Here is a 22,009-nt window from a genome sequence, read left to right as displayed (position 1 = left end):
CCTGGCCCCCTCACTGGTCTCCACCATTAATCGGTCCCCATCGCTTCCTTAAGCGCGCCCTAAGAACGCCGACCCCCGCCCCGATACGGGCTTTTGTCCGTTTCGCGGCCGCTAGCGTGCTGCCACACCCCCCACCCCCGTAACGCAGAGGCAGGCACGCAATGGGCAGCAGTACGCACCGTCGCACGGCGAGCGGCAAGACCAAGGCCGTCGGCGCGGTCGTCGTGGCAGCGGTCGTCGGCGGCGCGGCGTTCGCGCTGACCGGCACCGCCCAGGCGGCCGCGGTGGGCGCCGCGTACACCAAGACCAGCTCCTGGAACGGCGGCTACACCGGTCAGTACGTCATCACCAACGACACCGGCAAGGCGCAGTCGGACTGGACGCTCGAGTTCGACCTGCCCGCCGGGACGACGATCGGCTCGCTCTGGAACGGCGAGCACACCGTCAAGGGCCGGCACGTCACCGTGAAGCCCTCCAGCTGGAACAAGGAGCTCGCGCCCGGCGCCTCCGTGACCGTCGGCTTCGTCACCTCCGCGAGCGGCGCGGCGGGAGACCCGACGTCCTGTCTGATCAACACCGTCAAGTGCTCGCTCGACGACGGCGCGACGCCGCAGCCCAGCGGCCGTCCCACCGAGCAGCCGAAGCCCACCCCCACCCCGACGCCGCCGAGCGCCACGCCGACCCCCACGCCGACCAAGACCGCGAGCCCGACCCCCACCCCCACTCCGACGCCCACCAAGCCCGCCGCGGGCGCGCCGCGCTACGCGCCGTACATCGACACCTCGCTCTACCCGGCGTACGACATGCTGGACACGGCCGCCAAGACCGGGGTCAAGGAGTTCAACCTCGCCTTCATCACCTCCGGCGGCGGCTGCGCCCCGCTCTGGGGCGGCGTCACCGCTCTCGCCGACGACAAGGTCGCGGCCCAGATAGGCGCGCTGCGCGCCAAGGGCGGCGACGTGCGGGTCTCCTTCGGCGGCGCCGCCGGACACGAGCTGGCGCTGAACTGCTCCTCGGCGGACGAATTGGCGAAGGCGTACGGCAAGGTCGTCGACGCGTACCAGCTCACCAAGGTCGACTTCGACGTCGAGGGCGCCGCCCTGCCGGACACCGCCGCCAACACCCGCCGCTCGCAGGCCATCGCGCAGCTCCAGAAGGCCCACCCGGGACTCGACGTCTCCTTCACGCTGCCGGTCATGCCCACCGGGCTGACCCAGCCCGGAGTCGACCTCGTCGCCGACGCCAAGAAGAGCGGTGTGAAGGTCTCCGCCGTCAACATCATGGCGATGGACTACGGACCGGCCTTCAGCGACGACATGGGCGACTACGCGATCCAGGCGGCGACCGCGACCCAGGGGCAGATCAAGGGTGTGCTCGGGCTGTCGGACGCGGACGCGTGGAAGACCGTCGCCGTCACCCCGATGATCGGCGTCAACGACGTCGTCACCGAGATCTTCAAGGTCGAGGACGCGAAGCAGCTCGTCGAGTTCGCCCAGTCGAAGAACCTGGGCTGGCTGTCGATGTGGTCCTCGACCCGCGACAAGCAGTGCGCGGGCGGCGAGAAGCCGGCGGCCGACGCGACGTGCAGCTCGATCCTCCAGGAGCCGCTGGCGTTCACGAAGGCGTTCTCCGCCTACAAGTAGCAAGTAGCGGGCCCCGCCGCCCGCGAGCAGACGGCACGCCCCCATAAGCCGACACCCCTGTAAGCCGCCACCCCCGTGGCCCTCGTAAGCCCCCACCCCCCAGCGCGCGTCCCGGCCGGACTCACCCCCCATCCGGCCGGGACACGCGTGTTCCGGGGGAGGGCGCCCACCGGCTAGAGCGGGGCCGTCTCGTCCGCCTTGAACGCGCCGCCGTGTCCGGGCACGATCACATCGGCGGCTTCCAGCACCCGGAGCCGGGAGTTCCGCAGCGTCTGCTGGTCCGCCGCCACCGGGTCCTCCACCGGGCCGTTGGGCCGCCACCACAGGTCGCCCACGAACGCCACCACACCCGTGTCCGTGCCCGCCAGCAGAGTGATGTCCTCGGGGGTGTGCCCCGGGGTGCGCACCAGCCGCAGCGACGGGGTGAGCTCATAGCCCTCCGCGTCCCGGTCGGTCCACTGGTCGTTCTCGTATATCGCCTTGTGGTCGTGGACCCGGGCCCGGCCGAACAGGCCGACGTTCATGATGTTGTCGGGGTGGTGGTGGCTGAGCACCACGTCGGTGATGTCGTCCGGCCCCAGCCCCAACTCGGCCAGCGGGCCCAGGATCCGGTCGCGGCCGGCCACCATGCCCGGGTCGACGATCACATGCCGGTCCGCGTCGCGGACGTAGGAGACGGTTGCGGCGACTCCGGGGCCGGTGGAGAGGGTGTAGCCGGTGGTCAGGATCGTGTACTCGGCGCTGTTGCCGGTCGGTGCGTCTGTCATGCCTTGAGTCTTCCTGGCGGGCGCGGGCCGCACGAGTGGCCTCAATGCCACCGATCGCAGGAAACGTGCCAACTGTCCGGCCGTGTCACACTGCCGACGTGACCTCGTTCGTCTCCGTAGCCGCCTACGCCCCGACCGGCGTCGGCATGCTCGGAGCCGGCATCGTCGCCGAGGTGTTCGACGTGCGCGGCGGGGGACTGCCCCGCTTCGACTTCGCCCTGTGCACCGACCGGCCAGGACGGGTCCGCACCGACGTCGGGCTGCCGCTCGCCGTCGAGTCGGGCCTGGACCGGCTGGCCGCCGCCGACTTGGTGATCGCCCTGCCCTGGGCCGACTTCCGCACGCCGCCGGCGCCCGCCGTGCTCGACGCGCTGAACACCGCGCACCGGCGCGGCGCGCTGGTCGCCTCCCACTGCGTCGGCGCCTTCGCGCTCGCCGCCGCGGGCCTGCTCGACGGCCGCCGCGCCACCACCCACTGGCGGTTCGCCGAGCTGCTGGCCGAACGGCACCCGGACGTCACCGTCTCAGCCGACGCCCTGTACGTCGACGAGGGCCAGATCGTCACCGGCGCGGGAGCGGCCGCCGGCTTCGACCTCTGCCTGCATCTGCTGCGGCGGGAGTGGGGCGCCGCGACGGCCAACGCCATCGCCCGTGACCTGGTGCTGCCCTCGCACCGCGACGGCGGCCAGGCCCAGTACCTGGCCGCCCCCGTCCCCAAGGACGGCCAGGACGAGCGTCTCGCCGAGGTGCTCGCCTGGGCCCGCGAGCACCTCCACGAGCGGCTGCCCGTCGAGGAGCTGGCCCGGCGCGCCCTGATGAGCCGCCGCTCCTTCGCCCGCCGTTTCGCCGCGTCGACCGGCTCCACCCCGCACGCCTGGCTGCTCAGCCTGCGGCTCAGCCGCGCCGAGGAGCTCCTGGAGACCACGGACCTCCCGGTCGAGGAGATCGCCCGCCAGGTCGGCTTCGGCAGCGCCTCGGTCCTGCGTGCCCAGTTCGTACGCCGCCGAGGAGTGCCGCCCCGCTCCTACCGCCGCTCCTTCACGCGCACGCCGTAGCCCGCCGGGACGGACGAGCCCATGGCGGTCGCGGTCAGCGCCCGCCGCGGCGGCCGAGCAGGGCGACGGCCCGGTCGAACGCCGAGTCCCGGTTCTTCGCGAACTCCTCGTCGGTGAAGACCGGTTCGCGCAGGTGCGGCGGGATGCCCGACCCGTCGAAGGTAGCGCCGTCCCGGTTCAGGAACTCCTCGTTCGGCAGCCTGAGCTTCCAGTCGCAGGACGCCTTGAGCTTCGAGACGCAGGGCAGCTTGCGCACCATCACGTCCGAGAAGACGCCCTGTGTGTGCTCGCCGATCCTGACGGTCCTGCCGGGCCGCTCCATCATCGCCTGGGTGAACGACTCCCCGGCGCTGACCGTCGAGCCGCCGGTCAGCACGGCGATCGGGCCGGTGTAGCGCGGTCCGTCGGCCGGCTGTACGTACTGCGGCTGCGGGCGGGTGAACCGGGTCGGATCGGCCGGGTCGTTCCGGTTCCGCTTGGCGTAGGCGAAGTACGGCCGGTCGGTGAAGCGTCCGGCGAGCTGAAGACCGAGCTGGTCGGAGCCGCCGCCGTGGACGCGCACATCGATGATCAGGCCGCGCAGCCCCGCCGTGCCCGACGAGGCCAGGATCGCGTCCATGGCCTCGTCGAGGATTGCGCTGTCGGCGGCGAACTCGCGGGACGTGCCGTACCCGCCGAAGCCGGTGACCCGCAGATAGCCCTGACGGCCGGGGAGTTCGGCGTAGGAGACGCGGCCGTTCGCGAACTGCCTCAGCTTCCCGCCCTTGAGGTCGCGCTTCTCGATGTGCGCAACGACCTTCTCGTCCAGATCCGGTCCCGGCATCACCGTCCCCGGCCGGGTCATCTTGATGGACCCGGTCGCGCCCGCGCTCAGCGAGACATGCGCGTCGTTCAGCGGCGAGACCATCTCCTTGAAGACGGCGAGGAGCTCGGCGTCGGTGGTCCGGGCGTCGACGCGGGGGCGGAAGCGCTCGCGCACGGCGTGCCAGTCGACGCCCTTGGCGGCGAAGAAGGGGTAGTTCTCCTCGAACGTCTGCCAGAAGACGTCGAAGGCCGCGACCGGGCCGGTGGGAGCGGACTTCAGGCAGTCTGCGGGCAGGGCGTCGATACGGCGCAGCGCGCGGTCGCCGGGCGATCCGTCGATGTGCAGCGCGGCGCGGCCCGGCCGGTCCGTGGACCGTACGGTGAACACGAAGCCCTTGCCGTCGGCGTACCGAGCCGTGCCGCCCTGCCCGCCGGCGCGCTTGGCGCCGATGCCCTTGACGCAGCTGAGGCCGGTGACCTCGTACTCCTGCAGCCGGCCGGCGTCGATCGTGAACACCTCGCCGTAGCCGTCGACCTGCCACACCCCGGCCGGCGGGCGCACGGTCTGCGCCCCGGCCGGGGAGGCGAGCGGCAGAGCGACGCCGGCGGTGACCGCGAGCATGGCGGCTGCCGCGGTAGCTTTCCTGAGCTGCATTTATCGTGCCTTCCCCGTAAGTCGTCGAGCCGGAGCGATCCGGCACTGCCATGATCGGCTCGACGCCCTGCGGGGGGACATCCCGCTGGCCGGTCACTCAGGGGTGGGGGTATCCCCAGGGCTTTCCGACGTCGTCGATGACTGACGCCGGCGCCGCCGGACCAGGACGAACGCGCCCAGGCCCGCCGCGAGCGCGCCTGTGCCGCCGACCGCCCAGGGCGCCACAGCAGTGGGGGAGGACGAGGACGCGCACCGGCTGGTGGCGGCGGTGACCCGGTAGCGCGCCCAGACCTCCCTCTCGCCGTTCTTGTGGACGGAGTACAGGCCGGGCTTCGCGTCGCAGGAGACGGTCGCGTCCGCCGTGAGGACGTTCTTCCCCCCGCGCAGCACGGCCTTCTCTGCGAACCCGGGCGAGCTGAGGGAGTCCTCGCCGTCCACCGCACCGCTGTCGCTCGCGGTGATCCGGCCGCCGGCCGGCACCTCTCGTACGTCCCAGGGGCTCTGCGGCCAGGGCGCGCCGTCGTCCCAGCGCTCTTCCTGCGAGACGGGCGGCAGATCGCTCAGCTTGGTACGGCACTCGCGCCGTGCGGCCTCGTCCGCCTCCTCGACGCGTACGCGTGTGTAGGGCAGAGCGCCTTCCGTGCCGAGCTCGACTTCGTAGACGCCGGGCTTCGCCTCGCACGTGACGGCGACGGTCGCGGTGAGCCGGGGGGCGTGCATGCGCAGGACGCCGTCGGCGAGGAATGCCTTCGAGCGGACGGGGAGCCCGTTGGCGACCTCTCCGGCGGGCACCGCCACCGTCAGGACGTCTCCGATCCGGACCGGGCGTGTGTCTTTGGGCGCGTACGGCAGGACGTCCGCCGCCGCGGCCGGGGCGACCGCGCCCACCACACAGCAGAGGGACAGCGCGACCGCGGCCGTGGCGCGTGAGCGGTTCAAGTCGCCTCCCCTTCTGCGATATTCGAACGCCCTATGTTGATCACGTGTGCAAGTGTCGCTCTGCCAAGGACGTTTGATCCTCTACTAGAGAGACAGTGTGTTGCGTTCACGTTGGTTGCCTGCTCTTGCGCTGATCCTCTGCGCGGGTGCACTCAGCTCCGGTCCCGCCCTCGCGGCGACCGGCAATCCCACTCCCACCCCGTCGACGGCTTTACGCTCTCCGCAGGCCCCGGTCGCCTCAGAGTCCGCGCCGCCCTCCACCTCGCCCCCCGCGGCCCCTTCTCAGCCGCCGTCCGCGAAGCCGTCCGCCAAGCCGACTGCCAAACCGTCCGCCAAGCCGACTGCCGAGCCGAGCGCTTCGCCCTCCGCGACGCCGACCCCTCCCGCCGACCCTCCCCCGGCGCCGTCCCTGACCGCGGAGGAGAAGTTCTGGACGGCTGAGCGGATGGCCGAAGCCGTGCCGGTCGACGCCGCACGCGGCGAGGCGCCCTCGGGAGCCCCCGCGAAGTCGGGAATGCGGGCTGCGCCGGCCGCCGACGCGCCTCCCGGCACCAAGAAGGGGCAGTACTTCGGCGGCCTGCCGATGGTGGGCACGTTCTTCTACGACAAGAAACCCCTCGGCGGCAAGGCGACCTCCTGCACCGGCAGCGTCGTCCGCAGCGCGAACAAGGACCTCGTCCTCACCGCCGCCCACTGCGCCGACGGCCTGAAGGGCGCCGCGCACGGCATCTTCGTGCCGCAGTACCGCCACGGCTCCTCCGCCGAGAAGCAGCCCAGCGGCGTCTTCCCGGTGAACAGCGTCTATATCGACCCGCGGTACGAGCACAACACCAAGAAGCCGGTCTCCGACCTGGACTTCGCCTTCGTACGGGTCGCGGCCAACGGCAAGGGCAAGGCCGAGGACGTCACCGGGGCGCTCACCTTCACCCGGGCTTCCGGCTACCGCCACAACGCCACCGTGGTGGGCTACCCCAGCAGCGAGGCGAAGAACCCGAAGCACCAGGCCATCCGCTGTGACGTCGCCACCTCCCGTCTGCAGGGCTTCCGGCAGATGCAGATGTCCTGCGACGGCTTCTCCGGCGGCGTGTCCGGCGGCCCGTGGATCACGGACTACGACGCCGGCGCCCGCACCGGCAAGGTCATCGGCAACACCGGCGGCTACAACGGCGGCGGCAACGACCAGAACGTCGACTGGATCACGTACGCGCCGCTGTACGCCGACGACGCCCAGGCCCTCTACAACGACGCCGTCGCGGGCACGCAGGAGATCAAGCGCCCGCCGTACGTGCCGACGAACGACGGCCCCTATCTGCCGGGCAACGGAGAGCTCTGGAAGCACGCCAAGGTGATGACCTCCGGTGACTTCTCGGGCACCGGTCACAGCGACCTGATCGTCATCTGGACGGACGGCGAGGTCACCCTGTACCCCGGCGACGGCAAGGGCGGCTTCCACCCCGAGCGGCGGCTGCTGGCGCCGAACGGCCTGTGGGGCAAGTACGCCGCCACCGTCACCGGCGGCGACTTCACCGGCGGCAACCAGTTCGACCTGCTGGTGCGCTGGTCCGACGGCGAGGTCACGCTCTACCCGGACGTGAGCGCCCAGGGCCTCGACCACGAGGGCACTCAGATGGCGGCGAAGGACTCGATCTGGAAGTACGCCGAGCAGATATCGGCGGGACGCTTCAACGCCGCCACCTATGTCACCGACCTGATGGTCCGCTGGAGGGACGGGGAGCTCAGCCTCTTCACCAATGTGAGCGCCGGGACCTTCGGCCAGGAGCACAAGCTGCGGGACGCCGACCCGGAGTGGAAGAAGGCCACCCTGCTCACCAGCGGGCAGTTCGCCGGGAACCACAAGTGGGACCTCATGATCCGCTGGTCGGACGGCGAGGTCGACAACTACGTCGGCACCACGACCGGGGGACTCGGCGTGGAGAAGCGCGTGCTGAACGCGAACGACACGTGGGGCAAGCACGCGGCGGTCATCTCCGCCGGGAACTACACCGCCAACGGTCTGGCCGACGATCTCCTGGTCCGCTGGACGGACGGCGAGACCACGATGTACACGGACACACGCGCCGACCGGCTGGGGGCGGAGGTGATGCTGGTCGCGCCGTAAGCGGCGGACGCGGCAAGCGCGGTAACCGTTATCGCGGTAGGCCGTCAGCGCGGTAGGCCGTCAGCACGGTAGGCCGTACGCCGCTTCCGTGCACTGCCTCCGTACGCCGCTTCCAGGTACCGCTTCCACACACCGCCTCCGCCTCCGTCTCCGTACGGACGCGAGGCCGGCCAGGCCGTCTCCCGCCGCGCACGCGCGGGGGACGGCCTGTGCGTCTCTCAGGCCTCCGGCGGAGGCGGCAGCACTCCCGTCCGCGCCAGCTCGCCGTACCAGTGGGCGCTCGACTTCGGCGTGCGGACCTGCGTCTCGTAGTCCACGTACACCGCGCCGAAGCGCTTGCCGTAGCCGTAGGCCCACTCGAAGTTGTCCATCAGGGACCAGAGGAAGTAGCCGCGTACGTCCGCGCCGTCGGCCATCGCCCGTTGCACGGCCGAGAGATGGCCGTGCAGATAGCGGACGCGGTCGGGGTCGTGGACCGAGCCGTCAGCGTTCGGCTTGTCGTCGTACGCGGCGCCGTTCTCGGTGATCATCAGCGGCAGGCCTGGGGCCTCGCGGGCATAGTGCCGCAGCAGGTCGTACAGGCCGCTCGGGTCGACGCTCCAGCCCATCTCGGTGCGCTCGCCGGGGGGTTGGTGGAAGGCGACCGCGTCCGCGCCCGGCCAGGGGGAGTGGTCGCTGGCGCCGTGGCCGTCCTTGCGCTCGGAGCGGCCGTCGGGGCGATTGTCAGTGGCGTCCGATACAACTGCTGGTGCGTAGTAGTTCAGGCCGAGCGAGTCGAGGGGGTGCTTGATGACGGCCAGGTCTTCGCCGTGGACGAAGGACCAGTCGGTGAGGTGCGCGGTGTCCTCGAACAGGTCCCGCGGATACGCGCCCTTGAGGAGAGGCCCGTCGAAGACGCGGTTCGCGAGCGCGTCGATGCGCCTGCGCGCGTCGAGGTCGCTGGGGCTCTGGCTTCTCGCCCTGACCACGCTCGGGTTGAGGCTGATGGAGAGCTGGGCCCGGGCGGGCAGCGCCGAGCGCAGCGCCTGGGCGCCCAGACCGTGGGCCAGGTTGAGGTGGTGGGCGGCGCGCAGGGCGGCGACGGGGTCGGTGCGGCCGGGTGCGTGGACGCCGGAGCCGTATCCCAGGAAGGCGCTGCACCAGGGCTCGTTGAGGGTGGTCCACATATCCACCCGGTCGCCGAGCGCGTCGGCGACGATACGGGCGTAGTCGGCGAAGCGGTACGCCGTGTCGCGGGCCGGCCAGCCTCCCGCGGACTCCAGCTCCTGGGGCAGGTCCCAGTGGTACAGGGTCAGCACGGGGCGGATGTCGTGCTCCAGCAGATCGTCGACCAGCTGCCGGTAGAAGTCGAGTCCGCGCTGGACCGCGGGCCCGCGGCCGGTGGGCTGCACCCTGGGCCAGGAGACGGAGAAGCGGTACGCGTTGACGCCGAGGTCCGCCATCATCGCGACGTCCTGCGCGCGGCGGTGGAAGTGGTCGACGGCCGTGTCCCCGGTGTCGCCTCCCTCCACCTTCCCCGGCGTATGGCTGAACGTGTCCCAGATCGACGGCGTCCGGCCGCCCTCGCGGACCGCTCCCTCGATCTGGTACGCGGCGGTGGCGGTGCCCCACAGAAAGGCGGGCGGAAAGCTGGCAGGCATGGGCGAGCTCCCTACGGAGACGTGAGAACCGGTGAGAACAGGGGGGGATGAGGAGCGGAGGCGTCAGCCCTTGACCGCGCCCTGCATGATGCCGCCGACGATGTGCTTGCCGAAGACGACGAAGGCGATCAGCAGCGGCAGCGTCCCCAGCAGGGCGCCGGCCATGATCACCGACTGGTCGGGGATATAGCCGCGGCCGAGGCCGGTCAGCGCCACCTGCACGGTCGGGCTGCCGTTCTGGGTCAGCGCGATGATCGGCCAGAAGAAGTCGTTCCACGTCATCACGAAGGTGAGCATCCCCAGCACGGCCATGGCGGGACGCGCGGCAGGGAAGACGATGTGCCACACCACGCGCCAGCTGTTCGCGCCGTCGACCCTGGCGGCCTCGATCAGCTCGGTGGGCAGCGCCTCGACGAGGTACTGCCGCATGAAGAACACGCCGAAGGCGCAGACCAGCGTGGGCAGGATGACCGACTGGAGCTGGTCGGTCCAGGAGAGCTCGGCGACCAGCATGTACAGCGGCACGACGCTGAGCTGCGGCGGCACCATCATCGTGCCGATCACCAGCAGGAGCAGGAGGTTCTTGAGGCGGAAGCGCAGCTTGGCGAAGGCGAAGCCGGCGAGCGTCGAGAAGAGCACGGTCCCGACGGCGACCGTCCCGGCGACGATCGTGGTGTTGAGCAGAGCCGTGCCCATGTTGGCATCGGTCCAGGCGATCTCGAGGTTCTTGAGGAGATTGCCGCCGAACCAGAAGGGCGGGGGAGTCTGGGCGAGCCGGGAGCTGGTGCGGGAGGCCGCGACCGCCGTCCACACCAGGGGGAACAGAGAGCCGGCGGTGAAGAGGATCAGTACGGCATAGGTGATCCGGCCGCCGTGCAGCTGGCGTCCGGCGCGCGGGGCGCTGAGCAGATGGCGTCCGGCGCGCTGGGCGCTGAGCAGTCTCGTCATGTCGTCGTCCCCTTATGAGCTCTTGCTCAGCCGGCGGGCGAGCAGCCAGTTCACCGCGCCGATCACCAGCAGGATCAGGAACATCGCCCAGGCGATGGCCGAGGCGCGGCCGAGATGGAGGTTCACCCAGCCCTGTTCGTAGAGGTAGAGCCCGAGCGTCTGGAACTGGTGGTCCGAGCCGCCGGTCGCGCCCGCGGCGCCGTTGAACAGCAGCGGCTCGCCGAACAGCTGCGTCGCCCCGATCGTGGAGACCACGCAGGTGAACAGGATGGTGGGCCGCAGCGAGGGGATCGTGACATGGCGGAACTGCTGCCAGCGCGAGGCGCCGTCGAGGGCGGCGGACTCGTAGAGGTCGTTCGGGATGGCCTGCATCGCCGCGAGGTAGATCAGCGCGTTGTAGCCCGTCCACCGCCAGATCACGATCGTGGAGACGGCGATCTGGGAGGTCCAGTCGCCGTTCTGCCAGTCGACGTCGTCGACTCCGATCAGGCCGAGCGCCCAGTTGACCATTCCGTAGTCGCGCCCGAAGAGGAGGACGAACACGAGCGTCGCGGCGGCCACCGAGGTGGCGTAGGGAGTCAGCGCGGCCACGCGGAAGAACATCGAGCCGCGCAGCCGGTAGTTGAGCAGATGCGCGATGCCCAGCGCCATGAGCAGCTGCGGGACGGTGGAGATGAGCCCGATGGTGACGGTGTTCTGCAGCGCGTTCCAGAAGAAGTCGTCCTCCAGCAGCCGGGAGAAGTTGCGCAGCCCCACCCACTCCATGTCGTCGGGCGCGGTCAGCTCGACCCGGTGCAGCGAGGCCCAGCCGGTGTAGAGGAGCGGGAAGAGGCCGAAGGCCAGGAAGAAGAGGAAGAAGGGCGCGACGAGGGCGTACGGGCTCCACTTCAGGTCCAGCCGGTAGCGGAGGCTGCGCAGCGCCCGGCGGCGCTCGTCGGCGGCGGAGGGGGAGAGCGTGCGCGGGCGGGCCGCGCCCTCCTCCCCCGAGGAGGGCGCGGCTGCCGCTGGAGCCGTGGACTTCATGCTCACTGGTCCAGCGCGTTGTCGATCGCCTTCACGGCGGCGTCCCAGCCCTGCTGGGGGGAGCGGCCCTTCTGGTCGACCTGGAGCATGCCGATGTCCGCCAGGTTCTGCGCGATGATCAGGTCCTTCGGGCCGAGGATCTGCACCGGGATGCCCTCGGCGGCCTTCGAGAAGATCTGCCCGATGGGCGCGTCGTCGAAGAACTCGTGCTTCGCGCCGGAGACTTCGGACAGGCCGTACGCAGCCTGGGCGCTGGGGAAGCTGCCGCGCTCGGCGAACAGCTTCGCCTGCTGCGCGGGGGCCGTGAGCCAGGCCACCAGCTTGGCGGCCTCCTCCTTGTTCTTGCCGGCCTCGGGGACGGTCAGGAAGGAGCCGCCCCAGTTGCTGGGCTTGGGCGCGGCGGCCACGTCCCACTTGTCCTTGCCGGCGGCGCCGGCCTTGTCCTGGATATAGCCGAGCATCCAGGCCGGGCAGGAGACGGTGGCGAAGGCGCCGTTGGCGTAGCCCTGGTCCCAGCCCGGGGTGAACTGCTGGAGCTTGCCGGTCAGCCCCTCCGTCGCGAACTCGGCCGCGATGTCCCAGGCTTCCCTGACGGCCGGGTTGGTCTTGTAGACGACCTTGCCGTCCTTGTCGTAGAAGCGGTTCTCGTTGCCGCCGGTGATCGCGGCCATCACGCCGGACGCCGAGTCGACGAACGCCGTGCCCTTGGGCGCCTTGGCCTTGAACTGCCTGCCCGCCTCCAGGTACTTGTTCCAGTCGCCCGCCCACAGCCTGCCCACGGCCTCGCGGTCGGAGGGCAGTCCGGCCTTGGCGAACAGGTCCTTGCGGTAGCAGATGCCCTGCGGCCCGATGTCCGTGCCCAGCGCGACGGTCTTGCCGTCCTTGGAGGTGCCCTGCGCCCACTTCCAGTCCAGGAAGGAGTCCTTCGCGACGCCCTGCGTCTTGCCCAGGTCGACCAGCTTGCCGGACTGCGTCGCGGTGATCTCGGCGATGTTGTTGACCTCGACCGCCTGGACGTCGGCGAGGCCGCTGCCGCTGCCGAGGTGGGTCAGCAGCTGCGGGTAGTAGTTCTCGTTGCGCTCGATGGAGGTCTGCTTGATCACGATGTTCTTGTTGAGCTTCATGTACTCGTCGTAGAGACCGGCCTCCTTCAGGCCGAACGCGCCGAAGACCCCCACGGTGAGCGTGGTCTTGCCCTTGCCTCCGCCTCCGCCGCCGTTCGAGGAGCTGGGAGCGGAGTCGTCGCCGTCCTCGGCGCAGCCGGCCAGCAGACCGGCTCCGAGAGCGGCCACGACCGCCAGGATTACTGTCCTGCGCACTGCGTCCTCCTTGTGCCCTGACGTGCCGACCCCCCGGCCAACTGGCGTGCGTCGCCCGTACGTTGAGCATCTGCGGCTCGGGCGGGGAACGTGCGGGATGTGTATGGGTCAGGTACTGTGGGAGCGCTCCCATACGTGATGTGTTGAAGGGTCGCGTCTCCCCGAGGGGGTGTCAAGGCATCGGACGCGTTATGTTCTCGGCCTGGGAAGCCTCGGGAGGTTTGCATGGTGTCTCGGACGATCCGAACGGGGAACGGCGGACGGGGCACCGGCCGGCCCACCCTCGAAGAAGTGGCCGCACGCGCCGGAGTGGGCCGCGGCACGGTCTCCCGCGTGATCAACGGCTCGCCGCGGGTCAGCGAGCGCACCCGCGCCGCGGTGGAGGCGGCCGTCGCCGAGCTCGGCTATGTCCCCAACCGCGCCGCCCGCGCGCTCGCCGCCAACCGCACCGACGCGATCGCCCTGGTCGTCCCGGAGCCGGAGGACCGTTTCTTCGCCGAGCCGTACTTCTCCGACATCGTGCGCGGGGTCGGCGCGGCCCTCGCCGACACGGACATGCAGCTGCTGCTCACCCTCGCCGGCAGCGACCGCGAGCGCCGCAGGCTGGCGCAGTATCTGGCGGCCCATCGCGTCGACGGCGTCCTGCTGGTCTCCGTGCACGCGGACGACCCGCTGCCCGACCTGCTGGAGCAGCTGGAGATCCCGGCCGTGATCAGCGGTCGCCGCTCCGAGGACGAGACGCTGCCGGCGGTCGACTCCGACAACTTCGAGGGCGCGCGGGCGGCGGTCGGCCATCTGCTCGCCCGCGGGCGGCGCTCCATCGCCACCATCACAGGCCGCCTGGACGTCTACGGCGCGCAGCGCCGCCTGGACGGCTACCGCGAGGCGCTGACGGCGGCGGGCCTGACGGTCGACGAGCGGCTGACCGCGCTGGGCGACTTCACCGAGGAGGGCGGCGTACGGGCGATGCGGGAGCTGCTGGAGCGCCGCCCGGACCTCGACGCCGTCTTCGCTGGCTCCGACGTGATGGCGGCGGGCGCGCGCCAGGTGCTGCGCGAGGCGGGCCGCCGGATTCCGCAGGACGTCTCCCTGGTCGGCTTCGACGACTCGGCGGTCGCCCGCCACATGGACCCGCCGCTCACGAGCGTGCGCCAGCCGATCGAGGAGATGGGCCGCACGATGGCCCAGGTCCTGCTCCAGGAGATCACGGCCCGCTCCACCGAGCCTCCGCAGATCGTGGTCCCGACGGAGCTGGTGGTCCGCGACTCGTCCTGAGCTGCGGCAACTCGGCGGACTTCGGCGCGCCTTGGCCGCCGCGGCTGGGCAGGGGCGTGCGCTGTCGAGCGCGCGGACGACGAGCGTGCCGATGTGTACTGGCTCTGAGGCGCCAAAGATCGGGGTTATGTGCAGGTGCCGCCGAGGACGTTCTGCGCCAGGCGCATCAGTTCGCCGTCGTCGAGCGTGAGCCGACCGACGTGCAGGCGGTCGTACCCGTACATCGATTTCCCCAGGCTCATGGTCCGGTCCGGGTGAAGTGTCCATGCCCCGGTCAGCTCTACCGTTCCGCGCTTCGGCACGCCGCGGCCGCTCCAGCCGGTGCAGATGATCCAGCACGCCTCGGCGAAGCCGGGCCCGCCCGAGGAGCCGTACAGGCGCTGCGGCTCGTGCCGGGCTGCGACGTCCATCAGGGAAACGTCCGGGATTCCAGGGATCGGGACGTAGCCGACGATGGCGGTGTCGCCGAGTTCTCCGGTCGCGGTGTACGCGAGCGCGCAGTATTGGTCCGGCCACATGTGCAGGAGCGGCAGCACGGTCACCCTGCCCACGCCCGTCATCGTTCTTGCCATGACTCGGCCCCTCGTTCGATGGGTGGCCCGGCACCGCCGCGTGGGGATGCCGGGCCGGTGGTGCGTCACGCAGTGGACATCAGCTGCTGTAATCGCGGCCGTCGTCGCCGTCGCCGGTGGGCGGGTTGCCGCCCTTGCCGTCGTCCTCGTCGCCGCCGCTGTTCTTGACCACATCGAGGCGATAACGCATGGTGACCTCCAGGTGTGCTCTCAACGAGGAGTCCGTCTCCTCGTTGTCGTGCACTTGCTCGGGCTCGCCCATGAGGGCTGGGCCCAGGCCCGTCCCGGCCGACGACTCCGGCCAGGAAACCTCGGCCGGGACGGGAGTTCAGTGGGGTGTGACGGTGCGGGAGCAGGACCCGGCCCGCCCACAACGGGGGTGCAGGCGGACCGGAGCCCTTGAGCCGCCGACGGGCCCTGCCGCCCGCCAGCGGGGTCTCATTCCCAGAGGGGCCCGTCCAGGCAGCGCCGGTCCTCGCCGTTCACGGCTTCGCCTCCCGTGGGCGGTCCTACGGGCATGCCCACACCTCGACGTCCAGGACGTGGACGCCTTGCCTGCCCCGCGCCCACCCACGCGAGACGGCATCGGACGTGAGGCGCCTGCCGCAGACGACGCACGTCCGGCCGGCGTACTGCTCCCAAGTCAGATCCCTGGCGGGCGGGATCGGCGTGGACTGGCAGTGCTTGCGGCCGGGCCGCGCCAGCTCGACCACCGTGGTCATTGCGGCTCCGGTCCACGGTTGGGCCATTCCACACGCCGGATGCCGTTGTAGTGCGGGCCCGCGTGCCCCGGCTTCTGGCGGCAGCGCGTCTCGGTGCCGGGCTTCTTGATCCAGCAGTAGCAGGGGATCACCACGCGGCCCGGGCTGGTGTACGGCGTCATGTCGCGGCCCCTTGCAGCGCATCGCCAGCCGCGACGAGAGCGTGCCGCTTCCGGCGCGGGGTGCACGCACGCAGAGGGAAGGGCGGGCCGGACGGGCGCTCGATCGACCGCACTTCCAGCGTCGACCCGGACCAGTCCCTATGCCAGTCGCACCACTCGGACAGTCCCGCGTCGGAGGCCCCCGAGGGGCGGGCGAGTGAATCCATGCTCTGGAACGTACGGACGTCGGCCGAGTCCACACCAGAAAGTTCTACGAGGTTCCACGCCGATTCAGCCCAGAGACTGAAGAGCCTGTGCGATCACAGTCCGTGCCTCCCCGCCGTACACGGCGAGATCGGCCAGCTCTTGGAACGTGTCTGCGTACGTTGCGACTTCGCGCGGCTGTGTGATCGTCAGATAGCCGGAGACCAACTCGACGTTCACCTGCGTCGAGTCGTAGATCCAGAATCCTTCGACCGGCATCCGTGTGCGGTCCGGCCGCATCGGGATGACGCCCAGGCTGACGTTGGGCAGCGAGCCTACGGTGATCATCTGGCCGAGCTGGCCGGCCATGACTTCTCTGCCGCCCATGCCCGACCGCAGCACGGACTCCTCGACGAGGAACGCGAACGTGCGGCCCCCCTCGTGCACTACGCGCTGACGCTCCATCCGGGCGTCGACTGCGGCGTCCACATCGTCGACGGTGACCCGCCGGCGCTGCACGGCGCGCAACACAGACTCCGTGTATGCGCGGGTCTGGATGAGGCCGGGCACGAACCATGAGGAGTAGGAGCGAAATCGCGAGGTGCGCTCATAGAGCGGCCGAACAGCCAACTGCGCCTGACGCAGACCACGGCGCTCCATCCGCTGCCACTCGACGAACATCCCCTCGACGGCGCGCAACGACTCGACGAGGTCCGCAGCTTGGTCCTCCGCTCCGCACGCGCCGCACCAGGCATGGATGTCCTCGGAGGACGGAGAAGTTCGAGCGTTCTCGATGCGGGACACCTTGGACGGGTACCAGCCGCAGGTGCGGGCGAGGTCGCGCCCGCTCAGCCGAGCATCCCGGCGGATCTCGCTAAGGCGGTCAGCGAGGATCTGTCGGGCCTGCTCGACTGACGACGATGCCGAACTGACCACGGCGTGCGCGGGATCAGACGGGCCGGTACTCGGCGTGAGGGACGGCCCGCTGCCACACGGACTCGAACGCGTCGCCGCACAGTTTCGCCAGCACGGGCAGGGAGACGTACTCGCGGCCGTCCTCTGCGAGTTGACCGTCGCCGGTGAAGTGGTGGAAGAGGACGGTCTCGTCGTCGAAGACCCAGAAGTCCGTACCTGGCAGCGCGAGATCCGTCGTACGGCGCCGAGACAGCCAGCGGACTTGCTCGCCTGCTGCGATGTTGGTGAACGTTCCGTCGTACTCGTACCGGACGTAGTCGCTGACCGGCTCGGACACGATGCGGGCACGCCGGACGGCGACGCCCCGGGCGGTCGCCTCCTGGACAACGTCGTGCCAGCCACCCCACCATGAGACGCGGTCGTCGGGGTCGAGGCGCTTGCCCTGCTGCCAGGCGATGAACTCAGGGTCGTCGAGCATGTAGCTGTCGCGCATCTCCAGATGCACCGCCGTGCGTTGGGCTTGGGCCAGTGCGTTACGCGCCGGTGGCTGCACTTCCTACCTCTTCACGGTCGTGACGGGGGATGTACTGGAGCATGACGGCCGGAAGCCTAATGATCGTCTCGTGATCGGGTACATCGGTGGAGTGCCCCGGGATGGAGCCGATCTCCTGGCATGCCCGTACCTCATCCTCTGTCGCCTTGTACGACTGGATCAGAAGGTCTCCGGTTTCCTCGTCGAGCCAGATCGTTGGGGACTCGTCGGTGGGCGTGTTGGGGATGATGCCAAGGAACTTTAGGGCCACTGCACTCTCCTCGGGCGAAGGGATTCCACGCTGTTCTACGCACCTTCATGTCGCCGGAGCAGCGCGTCAAGAGCCCGTCACTCGACGTGACGAACGGTGGTGGATGTGGTGGCGCTTGCCAGGGGCAGTACCGGCCGTACCGGCGTCGGGCAGCGACCCTGAAGGCCTGTCGGACCGGTCGGAACGATCAGACCCGGCTCGCCCTGCGGACTGGTGGGCCGACGATGCCTCGCCGGGCGCCCCTTGCCTGGCAGACGGACCCGACCAGCGAGATACGGCTCACGCCCCTGTGTGCGTGCCTTCGGACGGGTCGCCGTGGAGGGGGAGAGTGCGGGCGATTCGCGGGCCCCGTTCGGCCATCGTTCCCAACCAGGCCGGAATGAAATCAGCCCCTGACCTGTTTTCCCAGGTCAGGGGCTGATCGTTCAGGGTGAGTAACGGGACTCGAACCCGCGACATCCTGGACCACAACCAGGTGCTCTACCAGCTGAGCTATACCCACCACGACCGGTCGTTTCCGACCGGCCGAGAAAAAGTGTACAGGGTCCGAGAGGGTGCTCGCGCCAGGGTTTACGTGGCCCTGACGTGAGCCCTTTCTCGGCCCTGGTCCTGCGTCATTCCTGTGTCACTCCTGCCTCACTGAGCAGGCAGGACGTACTTCGCGGCGATCGCCTTCGCGCTGTCCGAGTCGGGTCCGGGCTGGGGCACGAACACCGCCTCGCGGTAGTAGCGCAGCTCCGCGATGGATTCGCGGATGTCCGCCAGCGCCCGGTGGTTGCCGTTCTTCTCCGGACTGTTGAAGTACGCCCTCGGGTACCAGCGGCGAGCCAGTTCCTTGACCGAGGAGACATCGACGATCCGGTAGTGGAGGTAGTCCTCCAGCGTCGGCATGTCGCGCAGCAGGAAACCGCGGTCTGTGCCGACCGAGTTTCCGCAGAGCGGGGCCTTGCCGGGGTCCTTGACGTGCTCGCGTACGTACGCCAGGACCTGCTCCTCGGCGGCCGCGAGCGTGGTTCCGCCCGCCAGCTCGTCGAGGAGTCCCGAGGCGGTGTGCATCTGGCGCACCACCTCGGGCATCGTCTCCAGCGCGGCGTCCGGGGGGCGGATAACGATGTCCACCCCTTCGCCGAGCACATTCAGTTCCGAGTCGGTGACCAGTGCGGCCACCTCGATGAGTGCGTCGTCCGACAGCGAGAGCCCGGTCATCTCGCAGTCGATCCACACCATGCGGTCGTTCATGCGTCCTACCTTATGGCGCACTCCGCTGGCCGGGGAGGCTCGGGCGGCTATGGCCTGACGCGTACGCGTCGGAATTGGGCTTGGTCATGCCCAGCTCCACCGGTGCGGACGAGGTGGCCGTATGGCCGCCCGGACCCGCGGCCGCCGCCGCTCGCCTGCTCATCGCGGACGCCTGCGCGGGCACCACCGCCTCCACGACCGCCGCCGGGGCGGGGTCGCCCTGCGGGCGGCGGACCCGGTACGCGGCCCGGTAGGCGGCCGGGGACGAGCCCAGCTGCCGCCGGAAGTGGCCGCGCAGCGCCACCGGCGAGCGGAAGCCACAGCGGCCCGCGACCTCGTCGACCGAGTAGTCGGAGGTCTCCAGCAGCCGCTGCGCCTGCAGCACCCGCTGGGTGATCAGCCACTGCAGCGGCGCGCTCCCGGTCAGCGATCGAAATCGCCGGTCGAAGGTGCGCCGGCTCATGTACGCCCGGGCCGCCAGCGTCTCCACGTCGAACTGTTCGTGGAGGTGCTCCAGCGCCCACGAGACGACCTCGGCCAGCGGGTCCGACCCGATTTCCTCTGGTAAAGACCTGTCCAGATAGCGCTCCTGCCCGCCGCTGCGGCGCGGCGGCACGACGAGCCTGCGCGCGAGCGCCCCGGCCGCCTCGGTGCCGTGATCCGTGCGCACGATGTGCAGACAGAGATCGATTCCAGCCGCCGTTCCGGCGGAGGTCAGCACGTCTCCGTCGTCGACGAAGAGCTCCCGTGGATCCACGTGGACCGACGGATAGCGCTTGGCCAGCGTCGGCGCGTACATCCAGTGCGTCGTCGCCGGGCGGCCGTCGAGCAGGCCGGCCGCGGCGAGCACGAACGCTCCCGTGCACAGGCCGACGATCCGCGCGCCCTCCTCGTGTGCGCGCCGCAGCGCGTCCAGCGCCTCGGGCGGCGGCGGCGATGTGATCGACCGCCACGCGGGCACTACGACGGTGCCCGCCCTGCTGATTGCCTCCAGGCCGTAAGGCGCGGTCAGTTCCAGCCCGCCGGTGGTCCGCAGCGGGCCCTCCTCGCCACCGCAGACAAGCAGTCGATAGCGGGGAACTCCAGCGTCCTGACGGTCAATTCCGAACACTGAGAGCGGGATGGAACTTTCGAAGATCGGGCCGCCGCTGAACAGCAGTACCGCGACGACCTCCCGGCGCCGGCGCCCGGAGAGCTTCCGTACTGCCTCCGGCGCGGCGGAGTCCTGACTCATGACGCTAAGCCCCCCTCGGTGTTCGCGTCTCCCCGTTCTTGTCGGGCCTTTCGCTCCTGCACGTTTCCCCTCGGTTTTGCACGAGTCCCCAGCCGTCGATACTCATGATCGAATCTACTGCGTCCGGTGGCGCCGCCGTGACAAGTTCGGCATGCCCCGCTATGTCGACATGGCAACTTGGCGCGAAGCATTCGATCACGAAGCGTTCCACTCGCGGGCCGCCCAGGGAAGGCCGCCTCGCACGCATGGCCCGTCCCCGTAGGGTGCGAACGCCGCGAATAGTCCTTTCTTTCCTGGTGACAAGGGGGTTGGCAGGCCATTTCGACAAGGACTGGCCGGTAGACCGAAGTTGGCTGAAAACATACGGGTGCGGGTGTGCGAACCCGTCAGTCCCCAGGCGTAGTTCCCGAGCCGTGGCGGGGGCTCCTGCGCGCCGCGGGCGCGGGTCTGGCGCGCCGGCCGTGCCCGGGCGCCGACTCCTCGGCGCGGGCGTGGGCGAGGGCCCGGGCGGCGCTGCGCTCCGACTGGCGCAGCAGCACCCGGCAGGCGGCCGTCACGGCCGCGAGGCCCAGCGCCGCGGCCGCCGCCCCGCCCACGGACGCTCCGTACACGACCAGCACCACCGGGACGAGCAGACAGCTGAAGGCCGCCCAGCGCACGACCTCGCTCGCGGACTCGGACGACGGAGGGGTCGGTTCGGACGGGGGTGCGGGCACGGATGCTCCCTGGGGGCGGCGGGGGGACCGAGGTGCCAACGAGGGGCGCGGCCCCGCGGTCACTGGACGGCCGCCGACGCCCCCCGGACGGTCCGCACAGGCCGCTTGCGGCACCGGTCGTAGACGGCTGTAGACGCCAAGTGGCATTGCCATACGAGACGGGCTGGGGCATGCTCCCTGGGACGCCGCGGCAACCGAGCCCGTAGCGCGCAGCGCTCCACGGCGGGGTGATGGGCGGCGACGGGTGGGCGGCAGGCTCTGGGCAGGGGAGGAGTGTCGCCGTACCCTTGGGGTAAGGGCTTGGGAAGATGATTCCCGGACACAGCTCCGCCGCCATGCCGACAGACGCACCTTTCCTTGACGATCCCTCCCAAGAGGACCTTCTTCGCCGAGACACCGATGGCCGGTCACGAATTCCCCGAACCCGCGGACCGCAAGCAGGTAGCCGATTCCTTTTCGGACCTGCAAGCGGCGGAAGAGACATGTCATTCCTGCGATCCCGCCTTCCGGCATGGAGTCGTCGTCGGCTTCGACGGATCGACCTCCAGTGAGCGGGCGCTCGCTTACGCGATCGGAATGGCGAGACGGTCCGGTTCGGGCCTGATCATCGTCCATGTCGCGAACCGGCTGCCGACCACCGTCTGGGCGGGCTGCGAGCCTCCCGTCTTCGTGGACGTGCCCGATCACCGGACCGAGGTGCTCGGTCTGGAGCTGGCGTGCGCGGACTATCTGGCCGAGGTGCCGTGGATCCTGGTCGAGCGCGGCGGCGACATCTGCCACGAGCTCGAGGAGGTCGGGCGGGAGTACTCCGCGGACGCGATCGTCGTCGGCTCGACGCAGGGCATCGTGGGCCGGATCTTCGGCTCGGTGGCGGGCCGGCTGGCCCGGCGCGCGCAGCGTCCGGTGGTCGTGATCCCGTAGCGGCGGGCCTCTCGGACCGGTGGTCGTGATCCGGTAGCGGCGGGCCTCTCGGACCGGTGGTCGTGATCCGGTAGCGGCGGGCCTCTCGGCGCGGTGGTCGTGATCCCGTAGGGGCGGTTCTCTCGGGCCGGTGGTCGTGATCGGTCCCCGGATCGGTGGTGGGCCTGGCGCACGACAAGGTCCGCTACCGGCTCTCGCCCAGTGCGTGGGCAGGGACGAGCCGGCTGGGGAGACGGAGCGCGGACACCGCCGTCCGCTACGCGAAAGCCGCCCGCTCCATCGTCGAAGCAGCCCTCGAGTAGGCCTGACCACCGCTCAACACAGTCCTGACGCGGTCGGTGAGTTCAGCTCCTGGG

General features: G+C 70.4%; 22 protein-coding genes and 1 tRNA gene. 5 read left to right on the top strand and 18 right to left on the bottom strand.

All coding sequences use genetic code 11. From position 1 onward, the window contains the following. The first annotated feature begins 161 nt into the window (after positions 1–161). Positions 162–1,643, top strand: a complete 1,482-nt coding sequence (locus AB0M39_RS08940) for a cellulose binding domain-containing protein (protein WP_365361740.1) — start codon at positions 162–164, stop codon at positions 1,641–1,643. A 173-nt stretch (positions 1,644–1,816) separates the two neighbouring features. On the opposite strand, the gene AB0M39_RS08935 is transcribed toward AB0M39_RS08940, so the two are convergent. Continuing rightward, complete coding sequence (locus AB0M39_RS08935) at positions 1,817–2,410, bottom strand: MBL fold metallo-hydrolase (protein ID WP_365361738.1); 594 nt, start codon at positions 2,408–2,410, stop codon at positions 1,817–1,819. A 146-nt stretch (positions 2,411–2,556) separates the two neighbouring features. Between AB0M39_RS08935 and AB0M39_RS08930 the strand changes: the two genes are divergently transcribed. Then, positions 2,557–3,465: a helix-turn-helix domain-containing protein gene (locus AB0M39_RS08930; RefSeq protein ID WP_365361813.1), complete on the top strand. Its 909-nt coding sequence runs from the start codon at positions 2,557–2,559 to the stop codon at positions 3,463–3,465. 34 nt (positions 3,466–3,499) lie between these two features. Here the strand turns inward: AB0M39_RS08930 and AB0M39_RS08925 are convergent, their stop codons facing one another. Both AB0M39_RS08925 and AB0M39_RS08920 read right to left on the bottom strand, forming a co-directional pair. Next, complete coding sequence (locus tag AB0M39_RS08925) at positions 3,500–4,924, bottom strand: S41 family peptidase (RefSeq protein ID WP_365361736.1); 1,425 nt, start codon at positions 4,922–4,924, stop codon at positions 3,500–3,502. Between the two features lie 93 nt (positions 4,925–5,017). Continuing rightward, entirely contained in the window at positions 5,018–5,863 is an 846-nt protein-coding gene (locus tag AB0M39_RS08920) for a hypothetical protein (RefSeq protein ID WP_365361734.1), read from the bottom strand. 445 nt (positions 5,864–6,308) lie between these two features. On the opposite strand from AB0M39_RS08920, the gene AB0M39_RS08915 reads away from it, so the two are divergent. Then, a complete protein-coding gene (locus tag AB0M39_RS08915) occupies positions 6,309–7,982 on the top strand; it encodes a trypsin-like serine protease (protein ID WP_365361732.1) in 1,674 nt (557 codons plus the stop codon). Positions 7,983–8,200: 218 nt separating this feature from the next. Here the strand turns inward: AB0M39_RS08915 and AB0M39_RS08910 are convergent, their stop codons facing one another. The 4 genes from AB0M39_RS08910 to AB0M39_RS08895 form a co-directional block, all read right to left on the bottom strand. Next, positions 8,201–9,622 carry a beta-glucosidase gene (locus tag AB0M39_RS08910; RefSeq protein WP_365361730.1) on the bottom strand — a complete coding sequence of 474 codons (1,422 nt, stop codon included), beginning with the start codon at positions 9,620–9,622 and terminating at the stop codon, positions 8,201–8,203. A gap of 63 nt (positions 9,623–9,685) precedes the next feature. Next, entirely contained in the window at positions 9,686–10,570 is an 885-nt protein-coding gene (locus tag AB0M39_RS08905) for a carbohydrate ABC transporter permease (RefSeq protein ID WP_365361728.1), read from the bottom strand. 12 nt (positions 10,571–10,582) lie between these two features. Then, positions 10,583–11,593 carry a sugar ABC transporter permease gene (locus AB0M39_RS08900; RefSeq protein ID WP_365361726.1) on the bottom strand — a complete coding sequence of 337 codons (1,011 nt, stop codon included), beginning with the start codon at positions 11,591–11,593 and terminating at the stop codon, positions 10,583–10,585. A gap of 2 nt (positions 11,594–11,595) precedes the next feature. Next, positions 11,596–12,912, bottom strand: coding sequence for an extracellular solute-binding protein (locus tag AB0M39_RS08895; RefSeq protein ID WP_365361724.1), 1,317 nt, complete (start codon positions 12,910–12,912; stop codon positions 11,596–11,598). A 225-nt stretch (positions 12,913–13,137) separates the two neighbouring features. On the opposite strand from AB0M39_RS08895, the gene AB0M39_RS08890 reads away from it, so the two are divergent. Beyond that, the gene (locus tag AB0M39_RS08890) at positions 13,138–14,187 is read left to right on the top strand and encodes a LacI family DNA-binding transcriptional regulator (RefSeq protein ID WP_365361722.1); all 1,050 of its coding nucleotides are present in this window, start codon (positions 13,138–13,140) and stop codon (positions 14,185–14,187) included. Positions 14,188–14,312: 125 nt separating this feature from the next. On the opposite strand, the gene AB0M39_RS08885 is transcribed toward AB0M39_RS08890, so the two are convergent. From AB0M39_RS08885 to AB0M39_RS08835, 11 genes are all read right to left on the bottom strand, one after another. Next, positions 14,313–14,729, bottom strand: coding sequence for a hypothetical protein (locus AB0M39_RS08885; protein WP_365361720.1), 417 nt, complete (start codon positions 14,727–14,729; stop codon positions 14,313–14,315). Positions 14,730–14,838: 109 nt separating this feature from the next. Then, positions 14,839–15,003, bottom strand: coding sequence for a hypothetical protein (locus tag AB0M39_RS08880; RefSeq protein ID WP_365361718.1), 165 nt, complete (start codon positions 15,001–15,003; stop codon positions 14,839–14,841). 265 nt (positions 15,004–15,268) lie between these two features. Beyond that, positions 15,269–15,481 carry a hypothetical protein gene (locus AB0M39_RS08875; protein ID WP_365361716.1) on the bottom strand — a complete coding sequence of 71 codons (213 nt, stop codon included), beginning with the start codon at positions 15,479–15,481 and terminating at the stop codon, positions 15,269–15,271. Next, a complete protein-coding gene (locus AB0M39_RS08870; protein ID WP_365361714.1) occupies positions 15,478–15,642 on the bottom strand; it encodes a hypothetical protein in 165 nt (54 codons plus the stop codon). Before AB0M39_RS08870 ends, AB0M39_RS08875 begins: the two co-directional genes overlap by 4 nt. A gap of 270 nt (positions 15,643–15,912) precedes the next feature. Beyond that, positions 15,913–16,761: a helix-turn-helix transcriptional regulator gene (locus tag AB0M39_RS08865; RefSeq protein WP_365361712.1), complete on the bottom strand. Its 849-nt coding sequence runs from the start codon at positions 16,759–16,761 to the stop codon at positions 15,913–15,915. A gap of 13 nt (positions 16,762–16,774) precedes the next feature. Then, positions 16,775–17,293: a DUF6879 family protein gene (locus AB0M39_RS08860; protein WP_365361710.1), complete on the bottom strand. Its 519-nt coding sequence runs from the start codon at positions 17,291–17,293 to the stop codon at positions 16,775–16,777. Further along, the gene (locus AB0M39_RS08855) at positions 17,274–17,543 is read right to left on the bottom strand and encodes a hypothetical protein (RefSeq protein WP_365361708.1); all 270 of its coding nucleotides are present in this window, start codon (positions 17,541–17,543) and stop codon (positions 17,274–17,276) included. The genes AB0M39_RS08860 and AB0M39_RS08855 overlap by 20 nt, the downstream gene beginning before the upstream one ends. Positions 17,544–17,972: 429 nt before the next feature. After that, a tRNA-His gene (locus tag AB0M39_RS08850) sits at positions 17,973–18,045 on the bottom strand. A 134-nt stretch (positions 18,046–18,179) separates the two neighbouring features. Further along, positions 18,180–18,782, bottom strand: coding sequence for an oligoribonuclease (orn, locus tag AB0M39_RS08845; RefSeq protein ID WP_365361706.1), 603 nt, complete (start codon positions 18,780–18,782; stop codon positions 18,180–18,182). A 10-nt stretch (positions 18,783–18,792) separates the two neighbouring features. Next, positions 18,793–20,016 carry a helix-turn-helix domain-containing protein gene (locus AB0M39_RS08840; protein WP_365361704.1) on the bottom strand — a complete coding sequence of 408 codons (1,224 nt, stop codon included), beginning with the start codon at positions 20,014–20,016 and terminating at the stop codon, positions 18,793–18,795. A 386-nt stretch (positions 20,017–20,402) separates the two neighbouring features. After that, positions 20,403–20,732, bottom strand: coding sequence for a hypothetical protein (locus AB0M39_RS08835; protein ID WP_365361702.1), 330 nt, complete (start codon positions 20,730–20,732; stop codon positions 20,403–20,405). 399 nt (positions 20,733–21,131) lie between these two features. Between AB0M39_RS08835 and AB0M39_RS08830 the strand changes: the two genes are divergently transcribed. Then, positions 21,132–21,653, top strand: coding sequence for a universal stress protein (locus AB0M39_RS08830; protein ID WP_365361700.1), 522 nt, complete (start codon positions 21,132–21,134; stop codon positions 21,651–21,653). Positions 21,654–22,009: the final 356 nt, after the last annotated feature.

It is taken from the genome of Streptomyces sp. NPDC051907 (genome assembly GCF_040681075.1).
Classification (GTDB): domain Bacteria; phylum Actinomycetota; class Actinomycetes; order Streptomycetales; family Streptomycetaceae; genus Streptomyces.
This window is presented reverse-complemented; position numbering and strand designations above follow the sequence as displayed.